The organism is Mycolicibacillus koreensis (assembly GCF_002104795.1).
Lineage (GTDB): Bacteria > Actinomycetota > Actinomycetes > Mycobacteriales > Mycobacteriaceae > Mycobacterium > Mycobacterium koreense.
The window spans coordinates 37385-55347 of the sequence record NZ_NCXO01000013.1; the positions used below are offsets into that span (position 1 = coordinate 37385).

Consider the following 17963-nt stretch of genomic DNA (forward strand, 5'->3'; position numbering starts at 1 on the left):
TCAGAACTCCCAGTCCTCGTCCTCGGTGATGACCGCCTTGCCGATCACGTAGGAGCTTCCCGAGCCGGAGAAGAAGTCGTGGTTCTCGTCGGCGTTCGGGGACAGCGCGGAGAGGATCGCCGGGTTGACGTCGGTCTCGTCGCGCGGGAACAGCGCCTCGTAGCCGAGGTTCATCAATGCCTTGTTGGCGTTGTAGCGCAGGAACTTCTTGACGTCCTCGGTCAGCCCGATGTCGTCGTAGAGGTCCTGGGTGTACTCCACCTCGTTGTCGTAGAGCTCGAAGAGCAACTCGTAGGTGTAGTCCTTGAGCTCCTGACGCTTGGTTTCATCGACCATCGCCAGCCCACGCTGGAACTTGTAGCCGATGTAGTAGCCGTGCACCGCCTCGTCGCGGATGATCAACCGGATCACGTCGGCGGTGTTGGTCAGCTTGCCCCGGCTGCTCCAGTACATCGGCATGTAGAAACCGGAGTAGAACAGGAAACTCTCCAGCAGGGTGGAGGCCACCTTGCGCTTGAGCGGCTCGTCGCCCTTGTAGTAGCGCAGCACGATCTCAGCCTTGCGCTGCAGGTTGACATTCTCCTCCGACCAGCGGAACGCGTCGTCGATCTCGTTGGTCGAGCACAGCGTGGAGAAGATCTGGCTGTAGCTCTTGGCGTGCACCGACTCCATGAACGCGATGTTGGTGTAGACCGCTTCCTCATGCGGGGTCAACGCATCCGGGATGAGGCTGACCGCCCCGACGGTGCCCTGGATGGTGTCCAGCAGGGTCAGGCCGGTGAACACCCGCATCGTGACCTGCTTCTCCTGGTCGGTCAGCGTGGCCCAGGCCTGAATGTCGTTGGACACCGGCACCTTCTCCGGCAACCAGAAGTTGCCGGTCAACCGGTCCCAGACCTCAAGGTCCTTATCGTCTTGCAACCGGTTCCAGTTGATCGCGGAGACCCGGTCGATCAGCTTCACCTGTCCACTCACCACTACCCCACTTCGCAGACGGACAACCAGGATTCAGACACTACCCGTTGTGGGCGACAACGTGCGTCAACACAACAACTTGTGGTCGCGTGTCGTGTCCGGCCGGCGTCAGCTGGCCGCTCGGCGCACGACGGCGGCGTGGATGGGCTGCGCCGGGTCGATGACGACACCGACCAGCGCGGCGGTGCTGATGACCGTGCCCGACAGGATGACGCTGAGATGCTCGACGAAGGCCTGTTGGGCCATCCGCCGCGGGCTGGCGGTCTCCGAGCCGAGCCACCAGTCGGTCGCCGAGGCGACCGATCCGAACGTGGTGAACGCGGCGAGCTCGACCACGTCGGGATCCAGTTCCAGCTCTCGGAGCTCATTGCTGAACAGCTCGGCGATGGCCAGCATGATCTCGCGGCCCTCCTGCAGGGCGCGCTGGGTGGCCGCGGTCTGCTCGGTGAACCGGCCCAGCAGCAGAAACCGCAACACGTTGGGGTGCTCGTCGACCAGTCGGACGTACTGCTCGACGCCCTTGCGGATCACCTCGTCGGCGGAGTCGGTGGCCAGGTCGATGGCGGGGTAGATCGCCGCCCACAACATGTCGCGCATCCGCTCGCTGACGGCCTGGAACAGGTCGGCCTTGTCGGCGAAGTGCCGGTAGATCTTCGGCTTCGCGGTGCCGGCCTCCTCGGCGATCTCGCGCACGCTGATCTCCGGGCCCCGCCGATCGATCGCCCGGAACGCCGCGTCGACGATCTCGGCGCGGACCTTCTTGCGATGCTCACGCCACCGCTCCCGCCGCGCGTCGACCTTGACGGGCGGGGCGGCGTCGGCGGGCCGGGACGGTCTGCGCACGCCCGATACTCTACTCGCCCACCCCGGCCGGTACGGTGGTTGACCTGCCCGGACCGGTCGCCGACGACGAGCGAGCACCGGCCGGGAGCCGATGGGGGGATTTTCCCTGACCCGCCGACGTCGGTAGCGTGGGCGAGGCGTTCCACCACCGAAGGGCTGAACACGGGTGAGCAAACAGTTCGATCTCGCGATCGTCGGCGGCGGCCCGGCAGGGTCGGCCGCGGCGTGGCAGGCGCGGCAATCCGGCGCCTCGGTGGTCGTGTTGGACAAGGCCCAGTTCCCGCGCGACAAGCCCTGCGGCGACGGGCTGACCGCGCGCGCTGTCAGCTACCTGCAGAAGATGGGCCTGGCCGAGGAGGTCGCCACCTTCCACCGGGTCAACCGGGTCACGGTGTTCAGCCCGTCGCGCTGGGAGCTGAGTTTCCCGCGCCGCCCGGGCATGCCCGATCACGGCCACACCGTCAGCCGCACCGTGCTCGACACGATGCTGCTGCGCCACGCCGCCGCCGCCGGTGCGGAGGTGCGGGAATCCGCGGAGGTGGCCGGACCGGTCCTCGACGAGCGCGGCCGAGTCACCGGGGTGCAACTCAAGGGCGGTGAGACGGTGTCGGCCGACGCGGTGATCGCCGCCGACGGCGCCTACTCCCCCATCAAGCGGGCCCTGAAGCTCGACTCGGCCTACAACGGCTACTCCGCGATCGCGATCCGCGCCGAGATGCAGGCCAACCGGCCCGACTCCGACAGCCTCGACATCTACCTCCGGCTGCGCTTCGACGGCGACCAGCTGCCCGGCTACGGCTGGGTGTTCCCGATGGGCGACGGCCGGTTCAACATCGGGCTGGGCTACGTCAACAGCTACAAGAACTGGCAATCCATCAACGCCACCGCATTCCTGGGCGAGTTCATGCGCACACTGCCGGCGGACTGGGAGCTGCCCGCCGTCGAAGAACTCAAGAAGGCCAAAGGGGTTCGCGCGTGGCGCCTGCCGATGGGATTCACCGCCTGGCCGCCGTGGCGGCCCGGGGTGCTGTTCGCCGGGGACGCACTGGGCGCGGGCAAGCCGGCCTCCGGGGCGGGCATCTCCAAGGCGCTGGAGTCCGGCATGGCGGCCGGCGAGTGCGCGGTGGCGGCGCTGACCAACGCCGGGCCCGACGACTTCACCAACTACGCCCAGCGGATGCAGGACGCTTGGGGCCGCGAGTACCGGCGCGGGCGCTACTTCCATCAGCTTCTGGGCTATCCGCGAATCGCCGATGCCGGTGTGCGGCTGATCGACAACGCCGCCTTCCGTGACCGGATGCTCAAGGCGCTGTACAGAAAAGCCCAGGGCCCGGCGCACCGCTACTGAGCGGCTACCGGGTGCACACCATGATCGCGTCGCACCGGGCCGGCCATGACCAGGCGTAGGTTCGCGATCACCCTCACCGTGGTCGTGGTGGTTTTCGCCTTGCTCGCCGTGCCGGTCAAAAGCATCTGCCCTTACGGCCCCTGCTCGTCAGCGCCCGACGCGCAGGGAGTCCACCGCTACTATGAGACCGCACCGTTCGGTGTCCTCCTGATCGAGACGGTCAGCGGCGTGCATCTTCCGATTCGGTATGACTCCGGGGAGGACATCGAACCGGTCGACTGACCGTAACCGCCACAGATCCGGTGGGCGAACGGCGTCACAGCATGCAGGACACGCAGCCCTCGACCTCGGTGCCCTCCAGCGCCATCTGACGCAACCGGATGTAGTAGAGCGTCTTGATGCCCTTGCGCCAGGCGTAGATCTGCGCCTTGTTCACATCACGGGTGGTGGCGGTGTCCTTGAAGAACAGCGTCAGGCTCAGCCCCTGGTCCACGTGCTGGGTGGCCGCGGCGTAGGTGTCGATGATCTTCTCGTAGCCGATCTCGTAGGCGTCCTGGTAGTACTCCAGGTTGTCGTTGGTCATGTACGGCGCCGGGTAGTAGACCCGGCCGATCTTGCCCTCCTTGCGGATCTCCACCTTCGACACGATCGGGTGGATCGACGACGTCGAGTGGTTGATGTAGGAGATCGACCCGGTCGGCGGCACCGCCTGCAGGTTCTGGTTGTAGATGCCGTGCGCGGCCACCGATTCCTTCAACCGCCGCCAGTCGTTCTGGTCGGGGATGCGGATGCCGGCGTCAGCGAACAGGCGACGCACCTTGTCGGTCTTGGGCTCCCAGATACCCTCGGTGTACTTGTCGAAGAACTCACCGGAGGCGTAGGTGGAGCGCTCGAAACCGGAGAAGTGCGTACCCCGTTCGATCGCAATGCGATTCGAGGCGCGCAGGGCGTGGTAGAGCACCGTGTAGAAGTAGATGTTGGTGAAGTCGATGCCTTCCTCGGAACCGTAGAAGATACGCTCCCGCGCCAGGTAGCCGTGCAGGTTCATCTGCCCCAACCCGATCGCGTGGGACTCGTTGTTGCCCTGCTCGATCGAGGGCACCGACGCGATGTTGGTCTGATCGGAGACCGCGGTCAGCGCCCGGATCGCCACCTCGATCGACTGCGCGAAGTCCGGCGAGTCCATCGTCTTGGCGACGTTCATCGAGCCCAGGTTGCACGAGATGTCCTTGCCCACCTTGGCATACGACAGGTCCTCGTTGAACAGTGACGGCGTGGAGACCTGCAGGATCTCCGAGCACAGGTTGGAGTGGGTGATCTTGCCGTCGATCGGGTTGGCCCGGTTGACGGTGTCTTCGAACATGATGTACGGATAGCCCGACTCGAACTGCAGCTCGGCGACCGTCTGGAAGAACTCCCGCGCCTTGATCTTGTGCTTGTGGATGCGCGAGTCGTCGACCATCTCGTAGTACTTCTCGGTGACGTTGATGTCGGCGAACGGCACCCCGTAGACACGCTCCACGTCGTACGGCGAGAACAGGTACATGTCCTCGTTCTTGCGGGCCAACTCGAAGGTGATGTCGGGGATCACCACACCCAGGCTCAGCGTCTTGATCCGGATCTTCTCGTCGGCGTTCTCCCGCTTGGTGTCCAAAAAGCGGTAGATGTCCGGATGGTGGGCGTGCAGGTACACCGCACCCGCCCCCTGACGCGCCCCCAGCTGGTTGGCGTAGGAGAACGAGTCCTCCAGCAGCTTCATGATCGGGATCACCCCGGAGCTCTGGTTCTGGATGTTCTTGATCGGCGCGCCGTACTCGCGGATGTTGGTCAGCAGCAATGCCACTCCCCCGCCGCGCTTGGACAGCTGCAGCGCGGAGTTGATCGAGCGCCCGATCGACTCCATGTTGTCCTCGATGCGCAGCAGAAAGCAGCTGACCGGCTCCCCGCGCTGGGCCTTGCCGGAGTTGAGGAAGGTCGGGGTGGCCGGCTGGAACCGGCCGTCGATGATCTCGTCGACGAGCTGCTCGGCGAGCTTGGTGTCACCGGAGGCCAACGTCAGCGCCACCATGACCACCCGGTCCTCGAACCGTTCCAGATACCGTTTGCCGTCAAACGTTTTCAGCGTGTAGGAGGTGTAGTACTTGAACGCGCCCAGAAACGTCGGGAACCGGAACTTCTTGGCGTAGGCGCGATCCAGCAGCGTCTTGACGAAGTTGCGAGAGTACTGGTCGAGCACCTCACGCTCGTAGTAGTTCTCCCGGATCAGGTAGTCGAGCTTCTCGTCCTGGTTGTGGAAGAACACCGTGTTCTGGTTGACGTGCTGCAGGAAGTACTGACGGGCCGCGTCGACGTCCTTGTCGAACTGGATCTTGCCGTCGACGTCGTACAGGTTCAGCATCGCGTTCAACGCGTGGTAGTCGGTCTCTCCCCCCGCGCTGGTGGCCGGCGTCGTTACAGGCTCTGCAGCTGTGACCGTTGGTGACACGTTTCGTCCTTCCAGAAAGTAGCCAGTCCCTCGCGAACGGTTTCCACGTCGTCGGGGGTTCCCATCAATTCGAAGCGATACAGGTAGGGCACCCCGCACTTGCGCGAGATGACCTCACCGGCGAAGCAGTACTCCGCACCGAAGTTGTTGTTGCCGGCGGCGATGACGCCGCGCAGCAACGACCGGTTGTGTTCGTTGTTCAGAAACTTCTTGACCTGTTTGGGCACGTAGGCCCCGTCGTTGACATCGGGGGTGTGGCGGCCACCGCCGTAGGTGGGCACCACCAGCACGTAGGGCTGGTCGACCTCAAGCGGGCCGTGCAGCGGAATACGCGTGGCAGGTAGGCCCAGCTTCTGCACGAAGCGGTGGGTGTTCTCCGACACGCTGGAGAAATACACCAGGTTGACGCCCATGGCTTCCCTCCTTCATCTGGCGAATACCCAACCCTCAGACGGCCGACGCCGCCCGGCTAGGCGCTCAGCGCCACACCGGCGAGCGCCTTGATGCGGTCGGGACGGAAGCCCGACCAGTGCTGGTCGCCGGCCACCACCACGGGGGCCTGCAGGTAGCCCAGCGCCATCACGTAGTCGCGGGCCTCGGAATCCAGCGAGATGTCCACCGAGCGGTAGTCGATGCCTTCTTTGTCCAACGCCTTGTAGGTGGCGTTGCACTGCACACAGGCCGGCTTGGTGTACACGGTGATGTTCATCGTCGAACGACTCCTCGGTGGAAGGTGAGCAACTTCTTCAGGAACTACATCCGCACCGCTGTTCAGCGGGCTGACCGACACTGCGATCCCCGATCCGAACGTCCCGACGGGGGCCGCTCCGGTGACCGGACCCGGGCTCCGGGCCGATCGGGGAATCATGTGGTCTGACAGCACCGTGAACACTACACCTAGTGTCTGACCGGGGGAAGACATACAAGATGTTCTGAACAACATTCGTGAAATTCGCTGGTCGCACGGCCTGCACCACCTCCCGTCCCGGCGTGTCGCAGGTCACAATCCCGTCACGCCACAGATCACCTCACAGATACCACCGGGGTCTGACACAGCCGGGCCGCCCGCCGGCACCACAACCGCTCCCGAGGGTTTTCAGCAAACTTTTCTTTGGGGTGCTGAGCACCCCGGCGCCCGGTGCGAACGGCGCCGTGGACACCGGTGCGGCACCCAGCGGGCCTGCTCATCGCGGCCGCCGGTGCCCGGCCCCGGCGACTATCGGATCTCGCGCGCCGGCCCCGCTGGGGTGGGACGCAGGGCCCGGGCGAAGAACCGGTTGGCCTGACGCATCGCCACGCTGTAGGGCCACCAGGCGACGCGCTTGAACGCGTACAGCGCGCGGATGTCGACGGAGGTGTAGATCAAGAAGCGGTTCTTACGCACCCCGGCGAGGATCTTGGCCGCGGCGCGCTCCGGGCTGACCGCGTGCCCGGAGAACCGATCCACCCATTTTTTGACCTGCGGGTCGTCGCGATCGACCCCGGCGATCTCGACGGTGCCCACCAGCGGTGTCTTCACGGCCCCGGGCACCACCACCGACACCCCGATGCCGTAGCGCGCCAAGTCGAACCGCAGCACCTCCGAGACCCCGCGCAGCCCGTATTTGGAGGCGCTGTAGGCCGCATGCCAGGGCAGGGCCACCAGCCCGGCCGCCGAGGACACGTTGACCAGCTGGCCGCCGCGCCCGGCGGCCAGCATCGGCGGGATGAACTCCTCGATGACGTGGATCGGTCCCATCAGGTTGATCGAGACCATCCGGCTCCACTGGTCGTGGCTGAGCCGGTCGACGGTGCCCCATGCCGAGACCCCGGCGATGTTCATCACCACGTCCATCGCACCGTGTCCGGCATGGATGTCGGCGGCGAATGCGACGACCTCGTCGTGGTCGGCGACGTCGATGACGCGGTGGGCCGGGACCTCGGCACCGAGGGCCCGCGCGTCGGCGACGGTCTCGGCCAGCCCCTCGGCGTTGCGGTCGGTCAAAAACAGCTGCGCGCCCTCGGCGGCCAGCGCCAGTGCGGTGGCGCGGCCGATGCCGCTGGCCGCACCGGTGAGAAAGCACTTCTTGCCCGCGAACGTGGTCATCTTCGTTCCTGCCATGGCGCCGACGATATCGCCGTGGGCCCGGCGGCAACGACTATTCGGTGAGTTGCCCGCCCCACAGGGCGGTGAGCCACAGCGCCTCGAGCACACGGGTGCCGCCCTGGAGGTCGGGGTCGGCACCGACGAAGGCGGTGTCACCGGAGAGCACCGAGGAGGTGGTCGCGGCCAAGGCGCGCACCAACGCGGGGATGTCGTCGCTGATCGGGTGGGCGGTGCCGGCGGCGAGTTCGTCCTGCACAATCCCGACGATCTGGGCGATGACGGTGTCGAGTTGCTGGTCGAGGATCTTGCGGATCTCGGCGTCGGTGTGCCGTGCGGCACTGCACGCCAGCATCACCGGATCGTTGTGGGCGTAGACCGCGGCCGCGCTGCCGACCATCCGGCGCGCGAACGCGGCCGGCGACTCGTTCTCGCCGCGCGGGGCGAAGAATTGGGTGAGTTCGTCGAGCTCGGCGGCCGCGTCGGACATGATCTGGGCGAGGACGGCGTATTTGGACTCGAAGTAGAAATAAAACCCCGATCGGGCCACGCCGGCCCGGTCGCTGATGGCACTCACCGACAACTCGGCGAACGGTTTCTCCTCGAGCAGCTCACGCACGGCGGTCACGATCGCCTGCCGTTGCCGGTCGCCGCGGCGCTGCGATGTCGCGGTCGTCTGGGGGTGGGTGCTCACCTGCCTACCATGCACCACGGCACGCCGGAGAAAAAACTTGACAGCCGTCAACTTTGCCGCTGTGATGGAGACACAGTGACGGCTGCCACAGCCGTCATGCGGTGGTGCCGGCCGACGGCGGTGCGCCGCGCCCATCCGTTCAGTCAAGGAGCGCCGATGACTACGATCAGCACCCCGCATTATCTGCTCGACCAGGCCAAGCGCCGGTTCGTCCCGACCTTGAACACCATTCCCGGGATGGGGGCGCTGGAGAAAGCGCTGCTCACCGTCAACTGGAAGCAGCACGCGCTGGCCGCCCCGCCGCCGGGCAGCGACCTCAAACCGATCCTGGGCGACTCGGGGCTGCCACTGCTGGGCCACATCATCGAGATGTTCCGTGGCGGGCCGGACTACGCGAAGTTCCTCTATGAGACCCGCGGGCCGGTCACCTTCGCCGATTCGCCGATCCTGCCGTCGATCGTGGCGCTGGGACCCGACGCCACCCAGACGGTCTTCGCCAACCGGGCCAAGGACTTCTCCCAGAAGGGGTGGGTCCCGGTGATCGGGCCGTTCTTCAACCGCGGGCTGATGCTGCTGGACTTCGACGAGCACCTGGGCCACAAGCGGATCATGCAGCAGGCGTTCACCCGGCCGCGACTGGCCAGCTATGTCGCCGACATCGACCGGGTGGCCACCGACATCGTCGCGGGCTGGCCCACCGACGACCCCCGCTTTCTGTTCCAGCCGGCGATGAAGGAGCTCACCCTCGACGTCGCCTCGGTGGTGTTCATGGGCCACGAACCCGGCGGTGACCACGAGCTGGTCACCAAGGTGAACAGGGCGTTCGAGCAGACCACCCGCGCCGGCGGGGCGATCATCCGCACCGCGGTGCCGCCGTTCAAATGGTGGCAGGGGCTGCAGGGCCGCAAGGTCCTCGAGCAGTACTTCGCTGAACGGGTCAAGGAACGTCGTCACGTCGAGGGCACCGACATGCTCACCACGCTGTGTCACGTCGAGGACGAAGACGGCAACCGGTTCACCGACGAGGACATCATCAACCACATGATCTTTTTGATGATGGCCGCCCACGACACCACCACGTCAACGGTGACCACCATGGCCTACCACCTGGCCGCCTACCCGGATTGGCAGGAGCGCGCCCGCGCGGAGTCCGACGCGATCGGCGACGGGCCCCTCGACATCGAGACCCTGGAGAGCCTGACCACGCTGGATCTGGTGATGGACGAGTCGCTGCGGCTGGTCACCCCGCTGCCGTTCAACATGCGCCAGACCGTGCGCGACACCGACCTGCTGGGCTACTACGTGCCCGCCGGGACCAACGTCGTCATCTGGCCGGGCGCCAACCACTGGCTCGAGGAGCTCTACACCGAGCCGAAGAAATTCGACCCGGAGCGTTTCCTGCCGCCGCGCGAGGAGCACAAGAAGCACCGCTACGCGTGGGCGCCGTTCGGCGGTGGGGCGCACAAGTGCATCGGCATGGTCTTCGGCCGCCTGGAGGTCAAGACGGTGCTGCACCGGATGCTGCGCCGATACCGCATCGAGTTGGCCCACCCCGGCTACCAGCCGCGCTGGGACTACGCCGGCATGCCGCTGCCGATGGACGGCATGCCGCTGGTGCTGCGGCGGCGCTGACGCCGGCTACCCGCTCCGTGCCGGCGGGGCCAGCAGCCGGTTGGCGCAGCCGATCACCGCCGCGCGCGCCGAGGCTCCGGCGTCGGTGTCACAGGCCATCGCCCAGGTGCTGCGGGTGCCGTCGCTGCCGCGGATGACGGTGGCGGTCGCACCGGCGGCGCCGCTCATCTGGTGGAAGCCGAGCACCTCCACCGCGATGCCGTTGTCGTGCAGCATCGCGGTGAGCGCGCCGATCGGGCCGGTGGCGACGGCGGCGACGGCGGTGTCGCGTTCCCCGACCGCCAGGGTGGCCCGGTAGGTCCCCGCGGTGGCCCCGGCGGGCGCAGACTGGCTCCACTGCCGCAGCCGCAGCGGACCGCGGCAGCGGCGGGAGTCGTCGTAGCGGGCGAGGAACTGTGCCCAGCTCAACGCGGCGGCCTCGTCGCGCAGACCGCGCGGCAGGGGCACCCCGAACAGCTCGGCGAAGCGCACGGTGGCCCGGTGCGCGGAGCCGGGTTGGGCTGTCAGGTGGTCTCGGGTCATGGGTCGGCCTTCTTCTCAGATCCGAAGGGTGACCGACAGGGGTGGCTAGCGACCCGCAGCGGGGGGTCGGTCTACGAGCAGACCCCACTGCGGGTGCTGGCTACGGCGCGCTTCAGCGCGCGTGCGGCAACTCGCAGCGTCGACATGGCCGCCAGCGTAGCGGCGGCAGCGACGGCGGCGCAACCGGTTTTGGGCGGGGTGCTTTGGGTGCTTTGGGGTGGGGTCCGGGTCAGCCGGGCGCGGCACCCAGTTCGCGCAGGGCGTTGTCGATGAGTCCGGTGACCTTGCCGGCGATCTCGCGCAGTTCGGGCTCCTCGGTGACCTGGGCCATCAAGCCCGGGTTCATCGCGTCGATGATCACCGTGCCCGGCGCGTCGGGGTCGGCGCGCACCACGACGTTGCACGGCAGCAGCACACCGATCTGGCGATAGGCGTTGACGGCCTGATGCGCCAGCGTGGGGTTGCACGCACCGAGGATGGTGTAGTCCTCCATGTCCTCGCCGAGTTTGGCCTTCAGCGTGGCTTTCATGTCGATCTCGGTGAGAACACCGAACCCGTTCTGCGCCAATGCTTCCCGAGTCTTTTTCACCGCGTCCTCGAACGAGGTCTGCATGGTGGTGGTCAGCGCCACGCTCATTGCCTACTCCTCTCGTGATCACCCGATCGGCGTGGGTACCGACTCACGCCAAGGTGAGAAACAACTTCTCCAGTTCGGCCTCGGTCAACGCCTCGCCGTCCCCGCTGTCGGCGCCGCTGAGGCACTCGCGCAGCCCCGAGGCGACGATCTTGAATCCGGCGCGATCGAGCGCCCGCGACACCGCGGCGAGTTGGGTCACCACGTCGCGGCAGTTGCGGCCCTGCTCGATCATCGTGATCACCCCGGTCAACTGCCCCTGGGCGCGCCGCAACCGGTTGAGGACCGCGGTCATGCTCTCCGGGTCTTGAGCCATCGGTTTCTTCTCCTCACTCACCGCCGTGTCATCGGTTCGCCGTCGCGGTGCCCACCCCCGCGGATGCGCCGGCGGCCTCCTCCTCGGCCTCGGCGAACTCGCAGAATGCGTCATAGGCACGGGCACCGTAGATGGTGGCCGGCCCGCCCATCATCAAGATACTGACCCCGATCGCCTCGGCGGCCTCCTCGCGGGTGGCCCCGGCCTTCACCGCGGCGCGGGAGTGCGACGCGATACAACCGTCGCAGCCGTGCACCACCCCGATGGCTACCGCCATCAACTCCTTGTACTTGGCGTCGAGGGCGCCGGACTTGAACGCCGCCTTGCTCAACTCCCCGAAACCGGCGTAGACGTCGGGGATCATCGTGCGCAGCGCGCGGTGTTGCGGGTTGAGGTCGTCGAGGACATCGTGGTAGGTCATGCCCCCACTATACCCCATGGGGTATTTATCGGCTACCCCCGCGAACGGCCGGTTCGGTCAGGACAGGATGCGGCGGGCCACGTTGGTGGTGACCAGGTCGAGCAGTTCGTCGCCGCGACCGGCCAGGATGGTGCGGATCGCATACAGCGAGAACCCCTTGGCCTGTTCCACGCTGATCGCCGGTGGAATCGACAGCTCCTGGCGGGCGGTGACCACGTCGACCAGCGCGGGACCGTCGTGGGCGAACGCTTCGCGCAATGCCGGTTCCAGGTCCTCGGGCTGCTCGACGCGCCGACCGAGCAGGCCCGCCGCGCTGGCCACCGCGGCCAGATCCGGGTCGTGCAGGCCGGTGCCGAAGTTGACGAACCCGGCGGCCTTCATCTCCAGTTCGACGAAGTTCAGCGAGGAGTTGTTGAACACCACCACCGTCACCGGAAGCCGGTTTTGGACCAGGGTCAGAAGCTCACCGAGCAGCATCGTCAGCCCACCGTCCCCGGCGAGGGCGACCACCTGCCGCCCTGCGGCGGCGGTCTGCGCGCCGACAGCCTGCGGGACCGCACCGGCCATGCTGCCGTGGTTGAACGACCCGATCAGCCGGCGCCGCCCGTTCATGTGCAGGTAGCGGGCCGCCCACACCACCGGTGAGCCCACGTCGACGGTGAACACCGCGTCGTCGGCCGCGATCCGGTCGACGGTGGCTGCGACGTACTCGGGGCGGATCGGAGTGCGGCCGCGGTCGTCGACGGCCAGCGCGTCGAGCCCGGCACGGGTCTTGCGGTAGTGCTCCAGCGCCCGCTGCAGGTGGCCGCGCTCGGTTTTGCGGGTCAGCTGCGGCTGCAGCGCGGCCAGCGTGTCGGCGACGCTGCCGACCAGCGGCAGATCCACCGGGGTGCGCCGGCCCAGGTGGCGCCCGCGGATGTCGACCTGGATGACGGTGGCGTCCTCCGGATAGAACTGCTGGTAGGGGAAGTCGGTGCCGAGCATCAGCAGCACCTCGGCCTCACCGATCGCCTTGTAGCCGGAGGCGAACCCGAGCAGCCCGGTCATCCCGACGTCGAACGGGTTGTCGTATTCGATGTGTTCCTTGCCGCGCAACGCGTGCACGATCGGCGCGGCGAGGGTGTCGGCGGCGGCGATCAGCGCGTCGTGGGCGCCGGCCACCCCCGCGCCGGCGAGGATCGTCACCTTCTCGGCGGCGTTGAGCACCGTGGCCGCGTTGGTCAGCGACCGGTCGTCGGGACGGTACACCGACCGGGTCGCCAGCACCGGGCGCTGCGCCCACCCGGGATCGTCGCTGCGGGCCAACAGCACCTCGCCGGGCACCACGATCACCGCGACCCCGTTGTCCTCGATCGCGGCGCGCATCGCCTGTGCCACGATGCGCGGCGCGGTCTCCGGGGTGCTGATCAGCTCGCAGTACACGCTGCACTCTTTGAACAGCTCCTGCGGGTGGGTCTCCTGGAAGTACTGCGAGCCGATCTCGGCGATCGGGATGTGCGCGGCGATCGCCACCACCGGCACCCGGCTACGCTGCGCATCGAACAGCCCGTTGATCAGGTGCAGGTTGCCCGGACCGCAGCTGCCCGCGCAGACCGCCAGCGTCCCGGTGAGTGCCGCGTCGGCGGCGGCGGCGAACGCGGCGGTCTCCTCGTGGCGCACCAGTTCCCAGCTGACCCCGTCCGGGCCGGGCACCCGCCGAATCGCGTCGGTCAAGCCGTTGAGACTGTCGCCGGGGATGCCGTAGACGCGGCGCACGCCGCCGTGGCGCAGCGCGGTGATGAGCTGGTCGGCGACGGTGGCCATGGGCGCTCCTTTTCCGGCGGTAGCGCCGCGGGCCGGCTACTTGATCAAGGGATCCCGCGGCATGCCCAGGATACGTTCGGCGATCTGGTTGCGGCTGACCTCCGAGGTGCCCCCGGCGATCGCCATACCGCGTGCGCCCATCACCATCCGCCCGGCCAACGCGGCCGGACCGTCGGTCAGCGCCACCTCCGGACCCAACAGTGCCGCCCCGATCGCCGCGCCCTCCCCCATGTGCTCCGCGAGGGTCAGTTTGGTGATGTTGCCCTCCGGGCCGGGGCCCGCACCCTCGAGGCTGCGCACCGCGCGACGCAGGTTGAGCAGACGCAGCGCATGATCGTGGGCGATGTAGGTGCCGACGCGCACCTGCGCGCCGGCCAGCCGTGACCCGTCCTGGCCGACCAGGCTCACCAGATGCTCGGCGATGCCTTCATGGAACGAGCCGCCGCCGCCGATGCTGACCCGCTCGTTGCCCAGGGTGGCGCGGGCCACGGTCCAGCCGGTGTTGGGTTCGCCGACGACGTCCTCGTCGGGCACGAACACGTCGTTGAAGAACACCTCGTTGAACTCCGAGCCGCCGGTGATCTGGCGCAGCGGACGCACCTCCACCCCGGGGGCCTGCATGTCGACGATGACGGTGGTGATCCCGCCGTGCTTGCTGGCCTCGAAGTCGGTGCGCACGGTGGCCAGGCCCCGACGGCAATAGTGCGCCCCGGATGTCCACACCTTCTGGCCGTTGAGTTTCCAGCCGCCGTCGACACGGGTGGCACGGGTCTTGACCGCCGCCGCGTCCGATCCGGCGTCCGGCTCGGAGAACAGCTGGCACCAGATCTCTTCTTGGCGCAGCGCTTTGGCGACGAAACGGTCGATCTGCGAGGCGGTGCCGTGCTGGATGAGGGTCAACACCACCCAGCCGGTGATCGAGTAGTCGGGCCGTTTGATCCCGGCGGCGCTGAACTCCTGCTCGATGACCAGCTGTTCGACCGCGGAGGCGGCCCGCCCCCACGGGGTGGGCCAGTGCGGCATGATGTAGCCGGTCTCGATCAGCTTGTCGCGCTGGGCATCACCGTCGAGAGCGGCGATCGCGGCGGCGTCGGCGCGCACCCGGGTGCGGATCTCGTCGGCCTCGGCCGGCAGGTCGAGGCTGTTGGCGCGGGTCACCCCGGCGGCGGTGCGCTCGAAGGTGTCGCGGGCCGGGCCGTCGCCGCCGACGAGCGCCTGCACGCTCAGCGCGCGCCGCAGATGCAGATGGGCGTCGTGTTCCCAGGTGAAACCGATGCCGCCGTGGACCTGGATGTTCATCTCGGCGTTGCGGGCGTAAGCCGGCAGCGCCAGCGTCGCGGCCACCGCGGCCATCAGCCGGAACTGGTCGTCGTCGGCCCCGGCGGCCTCGTCGGCGGCGCGGGCGGCATCCCACACCGCCGCGGTCGCCGATTCGGCGGCCACCAGCATGTTGGCGCAGTGGTGTTTGACGGCCTGGAAGGTCGCGATGGTACGGCCGAACTGCTGGCGCACCTTGGCGTACTCGACGGCGGAGTCCACGCAGTCGCCGGCACCGCCGACCGCCTCGGCGGCCAGCAGCACCCGCGCATAGGCCCGCGCCGATTCCGCCGCCCCGGCCAGCACGTCACCGTCGCCGACCGCCACGTCGGTCAACGTGACCCGCCCGCAGCGGCGGGTGGGGTCGAGATTGTCGGGCACCGTGACCGTGACGCCGGCGCGGTCGGCCTCGATGAGGACGACGTCCTCGCCGACGGTGAGCAGCAACAGGTCGGCCAGCCCGGCGCCCAGCACGATGCCGGCGTCGCCGCTGGCCACCCCACCGGCGAGGTCCACGGTGCCGGCGAAACCGACCCCGGCGATGACCTGGCCGTCGATCAGGCCGGGCAACAACCGGCTCTTCTGGTCGTCGGTGCCGGCCGCGGCGATCGTCGCCGAGGTGATCACGGTGGGCACGAACGGCCCCGGGGCCACCGCCCGGCCGAGTTGTTCGACGACCACCACCAGTTCGGGCAGCCCGAAGCCGGATCCGCCGCGCTCCTCGTCGATGTGCAGCCCCAGCCAGCCCAGACCGGCGAGGGCATCCCAGAACGGCGGCCGGGACTCCTCGTCGGCGTCGAGCAGCGCTCGCGCGGCGGACCGCGCCTTTTGGGCGGTGAGGAACGAGGCCGCCACCTCGGCGAGCTCGCGGTGGTCGTCGGTGAGTGCGATCCCCATAGGGCCTCCTTGACGCGTCGCCGGATCGTCCCCGCAAGCTATCGCGCCCGCGGCGACGGTGGCCGCGCGGGGGTGGCGCGGATCAGGGCTAAGCGGTGGCGTCGCGCTGGCTGTAGGGCACCGCGGACAGCAGCGTCACCGACACCGAGTCCCCGCTCGGGACGCGGTAGCTGCGCTGCTCGCCCGGGCGGGCGCCGGCCAGTGCGGTGCCCAGCGGGGACTGCGGCGAGTAGACCTCGATGTCGCCGGGGTCGACGTCGCGCACGCCGAGCAGAAACGTCTCGGTCTCCTTGGTGTCGTCGAACCGCACGGTGAGCACCATCCCGGGCTCGGCGATGCCGTCATCCGGCGGGTCCTCGCCGACGACGGCGTGGGAGAGCAGGTCGCGGATCTGCGCGATCCGTGCCCGGTTGGCTTGCAGGTGATCGAGGGCCACCGATTCGTCCTCCTCGTGGGTCTCGAGGAGCTCGTTCAACTCGGCCTGCAGCCGATTGTGTGCGCTGCGTGTCATCCAGACAGATTGCGGGCCGGTCATCAGGTCTTCTCCGTTCTCGGGTATGCCGGGAAACTAGCAGGTGGTGGCTCGGTGGTGTGCGGGCGGTGCCGCGACGTTAACGCGCCGGATCGAAGTCGCGCAGTGCTGCGGGGAGTTTGCCGGTGGTGATCAGGTCGGTCAAGAGCCGACCGGTGGCCGGGCCCTGGGCGATACCCCACATTCCGTGCCCCCCTGCGACATAGATTCCACGCTCCGGAAGTTCTCCGATCAACGGCCGACCGTCGGCGGTCAACGGGCGTGGCCCCACCCACAGGTCGGTGCGTTGCGCCCAGTTTATCCCGTCGAGAAGCGGTGCGGCTGCCGCGGCGATCGCGTCGAACCTGGCCGGCACCGCCGGCGCATCCGCCGAGCGGAATTCCATGGTTCCGGCCACCCGCAGTTTGTCCCGGTACGGGGTGCAGGCCACGCGGGCGTCGGGCAGGTAGATCGGTGTCGGCACCGGCCGGTCGGTGGGCACGGTGAACGAGTAGCCGCGCCCGGCGTGCACCGGGCTGCGGGTGCGCGAGCCCACCAGCTGCGACAGCCACGCCCCGGTGGCGATCACCGCGACGTCGGCGCGCAGGTCCGCGCCGTCGCGGGTCGCCACCACCGCCGCGCCGCGCTCGGACCGCACGGCGGTGACCTCGGCGATGGGCAGGTGTCCCCCGCGGTCGGCCACCGCGTTGCCCAAGGCGGTGACGAACCGGCCCGGGTCGAAGAAGCGTTGACCGTTGACGTTGACCGCGGCGGTGACCCGCGCCGAAGCCGCCGGGACCTGCTCGCGCAGCTCGGCACCGGAGAGCACAGTGGCATCGACGGGCTGGCCGGTGTCGGCGAACCGCCGCAGTTCGGCTTCGAATCGGGTTGCCTGTTCGGTCGTTTCGAACACCGCGGTGATGGGCCCGTCGGTCGTCGGGGCGTCGACGCCGCCGGCGGCGAGCAGGTCGTAGGAGTCGAGGATCATCGCGTTGATTCCGACGGCGGCCTGCGCGGCGCGCCGCCACGCCGACCATCGGCAGTGCGCGGCGAAGCGCAGCAAAAATCCCCACATGCGCCGGTCGGCGGAGAGCGCGATGCGCAGCGGCGCGGTCGGGTCCCACAGCGAGGTCAGCCCGTAGCGCAGTGCTGAGGGCTCGTTGAGCGGGATCGTCAACGCCGGTGAGATCCACCCGGCGTTGCCCCACGATGAGCCGGCCGCCACCCCGGCACGGTCGACGACGGTGACCTGCACCCCGCGTTCCTGCAGGAACCACGCCGTGGACAACCCGACGATCCCCGCTCCGACGACGATCGCGGTGCGCGGTGCGTTGCCTGCCATCCCTGTCCTCCGTCTCTCCTTCGGCGACCCGTCTCTTCCATGATGGTGAAAAATGTGGTTCGGCGCCGACGTCCGAGGCCGGCCGGCGCCGAACGGATAAACTGGCCGACGCAGATCGACGGACCGTCGGCAGCGCAGCC

18 protein-coding genes are annotated in these 17963 nt (G+C 68.2%); 3 read left to right on the forward strand and 15 right to left on the reverse strand.

Going from position 1 to position 17963, the window contains the following annotated elements; genetic code table 11:
* Both nrdF and B8W67_RS08090 read right to left on the reverse strand, forming a co-directional pair.
* Entirely contained in the window at nucleotides 1–975 is a 975-nt protein-coding gene (gene nrdF, locus B8W67_RS08085) for a class 1b ribonucleoside-diphosphate reductase subunit beta (protein ID WP_109470109.1), read from the reverse strand.
* A gap of 108 nt (nucleotides 976–1083) precedes the next feature.
* Complete coding sequence (locus B8W67_RS08090; RefSeq protein WP_069392192.1) at nucleotides 1084–1818, reverse strand: TetR/AcrR family transcriptional regulator; 735 nt, start codon at nucleotides 1816–1818, stop codon at nucleotides 1084–1086.
* Between the two features lie 166 nt (nucleotides 1819–1984).
* On the opposite strand from B8W67_RS08090, the gene B8W67_RS08095 reads away from it, so the two are divergent.
* A complete protein-coding gene (locus tag B8W67_RS08095; RefSeq protein ID WP_085303334.1) occupies nucleotides 1985–3166 on the forward strand; it encodes an NAD(P)/FAD-dependent oxidoreductase in 1182 nt (393 codons plus the stop codon).
* A gap of 45 nt (nucleotides 3167–3211) precedes the next feature.
* Complete coding sequence (locus B8W67_RS08100) at nucleotides 3212–3448, forward strand: hypothetical protein (protein WP_085303336.1); 237 nt, start codon at nucleotides 3212–3214, stop codon at nucleotides 3446–3448.
* Between the two features lie 34 nt (nucleotides 3449–3482).
* On the opposite strand, the gene nrdE is transcribed toward B8W67_RS08100, so the two are convergent.
* The 5 genes from nrdE to B8W67_RS08125 form a co-directional block, all read right to left on the reverse strand.
* On the reverse strand, nucleotides 3483–5564 hold the full coding sequence (gene nrdE / locus B8W67_RS08105; RefSeq protein ID WP_069392208.1) for a class 1b ribonucleoside-diphosphate reductase subunit alpha: 2082 nt from the start codon (nucleotides 5562–5564) through the stop codon (nucleotides 3483–3485).
* A 53-nt stretch (nucleotides 5565–5617) separates the two neighbouring features.
* Nucleotides 5618–6064, reverse strand: coding sequence for a class Ib ribonucleoside-diphosphate reductase assembly flavoprotein NrdI (nrdI, locus tag B8W67_RS08110; RefSeq protein ID WP_069392209.1), 447 nt, complete (start codon nucleotides 6062–6064; stop codon nucleotides 5618–5620).
* Between the two features lie 56 nt (nucleotides 6065–6120).
* The gene (locus tag B8W67_RS08115; protein ID WP_085303338.1) at nucleotides 6121–6360 is read right to left on the reverse strand and encodes a redoxin NrdH; all 240 of its coding nucleotides are present in this window, start codon (nucleotides 6358–6360) and stop codon (nucleotides 6121–6123) included.
* A gap of 507 nt (nucleotides 6361–6867) precedes the next feature.
* Nucleotides 6868–7752 carry an SDR family oxidoreductase gene (locus B8W67_RS08120; protein ID WP_085303340.1) on the reverse strand — a complete coding sequence of 295 codons (885 nt, stop codon included), beginning with the start codon at nucleotides 7750–7752 and terminating at the stop codon, nucleotides 6868–6870.
* Between the two features lie 37 nt (nucleotides 7753–7789).
* The gene (locus B8W67_RS08125) at nucleotides 7790–8428 is read right to left on the reverse strand and encodes a TetR/AcrR family transcriptional regulator (protein WP_069392212.1); all 639 of its coding nucleotides are present in this window, start codon (nucleotides 8426–8428) and stop codon (nucleotides 7790–7792) included.
* 156 nt (nucleotides 8429–8584) lie between these two features.
* On the opposite strand from B8W67_RS08125, the gene B8W67_RS08130 reads away from it, so the two are divergent.
* On the forward strand, nucleotides 8585–10060 hold the full coding sequence (locus tag B8W67_RS08130; protein ID WP_085303342.1) for a cytochrome P450: 1476 nt from the start codon (nucleotides 8585–8587) through the stop codon (nucleotides 10058–10060).
* Nucleotides 10061–10066: 6 nt separating this feature from the next.
* Here the strand turns inward: B8W67_RS08130 and B8W67_RS08135 are convergent, their stop codons facing one another.
* From B8W67_RS08135 to B8W67_RS08170, 8 genes are all read right to left on the reverse strand, one after another.
* On the reverse strand, nucleotides 10067–10582 hold the full coding sequence (locus B8W67_RS08135) for a 2-isopropylmalate synthase (protein ID WP_085303344.1): 516 nt from the start codon (nucleotides 10580–10582) through the stop codon (nucleotides 10067–10069).
* Between the two features lie 229 nt (nucleotides 10583–10811).
* Nucleotides 10812–11219, reverse strand: coding sequence for a DUF302 domain-containing protein (locus B8W67_RS08140; protein ID WP_085303346.1), 408 nt, complete (start codon nucleotides 11217–11219; stop codon nucleotides 10812–10814).
* A 43-nt stretch (nucleotides 11220–11262) separates the two neighbouring features.
* Entirely contained in the window at nucleotides 11263–11532 is a 270-nt protein-coding gene (locus B8W67_RS08145; protein WP_069392257.1) for a metal-sensitive transcriptional regulator, read from the reverse strand.
* Between the two features lie 28 nt (nucleotides 11533–11560).
* On the reverse strand, nucleotides 11561–11953 hold the full coding sequence (locus tag B8W67_RS08150; RefSeq protein WP_069392215.1) for a carboxymuconolactone decarboxylase family protein: 393 nt from the start codon (nucleotides 11951–11953) through the stop codon (nucleotides 11561–11563).
* 57 nt (nucleotides 11954–12010) lie between these two features.
* A complete protein-coding gene (gene poxB, locus B8W67_RS08155; RefSeq protein ID WP_085303348.1) occupies nucleotides 12011–13756 on the reverse strand; it encodes a ubiquinone-dependent pyruvate dehydrogenase in 1746 nt (581 codons plus the stop codon).
* 36 nt (nucleotides 13757–13792) lie between these two features.
* On the reverse strand, nucleotides 13793–15970 hold the full coding sequence (locus B8W67_RS08160) for an acyl-CoA dehydrogenase family protein (RefSeq protein ID WP_085303360.1): 2178 nt from the start codon (nucleotides 15968–15970) through the stop codon (nucleotides 13793–13795).
* An 88-nt stretch (nucleotides 15971–16058) separates the two neighbouring features.
* Entirely contained in the window at nucleotides 16059–16505 is a 447-nt protein-coding gene (locus tag B8W67_RS08165; RefSeq protein WP_085303362.1) for a GreA/GreB family elongation factor, read from the reverse strand.
* A 76-nt stretch (nucleotides 16506–16581) separates the two neighbouring features.
* Nucleotides 16582–17823 carry an NAD(P)/FAD-dependent oxidoreductase gene (locus tag B8W67_RS08170; protein ID WP_085303364.1) on the reverse strand — a complete coding sequence of 414 codons (1242 nt, stop codon included), beginning with the start codon at nucleotides 17821–17823 and terminating at the stop codon, nucleotides 16582–16584.
* Nucleotides 17824–17963: the final 140 nt, after the last annotated feature.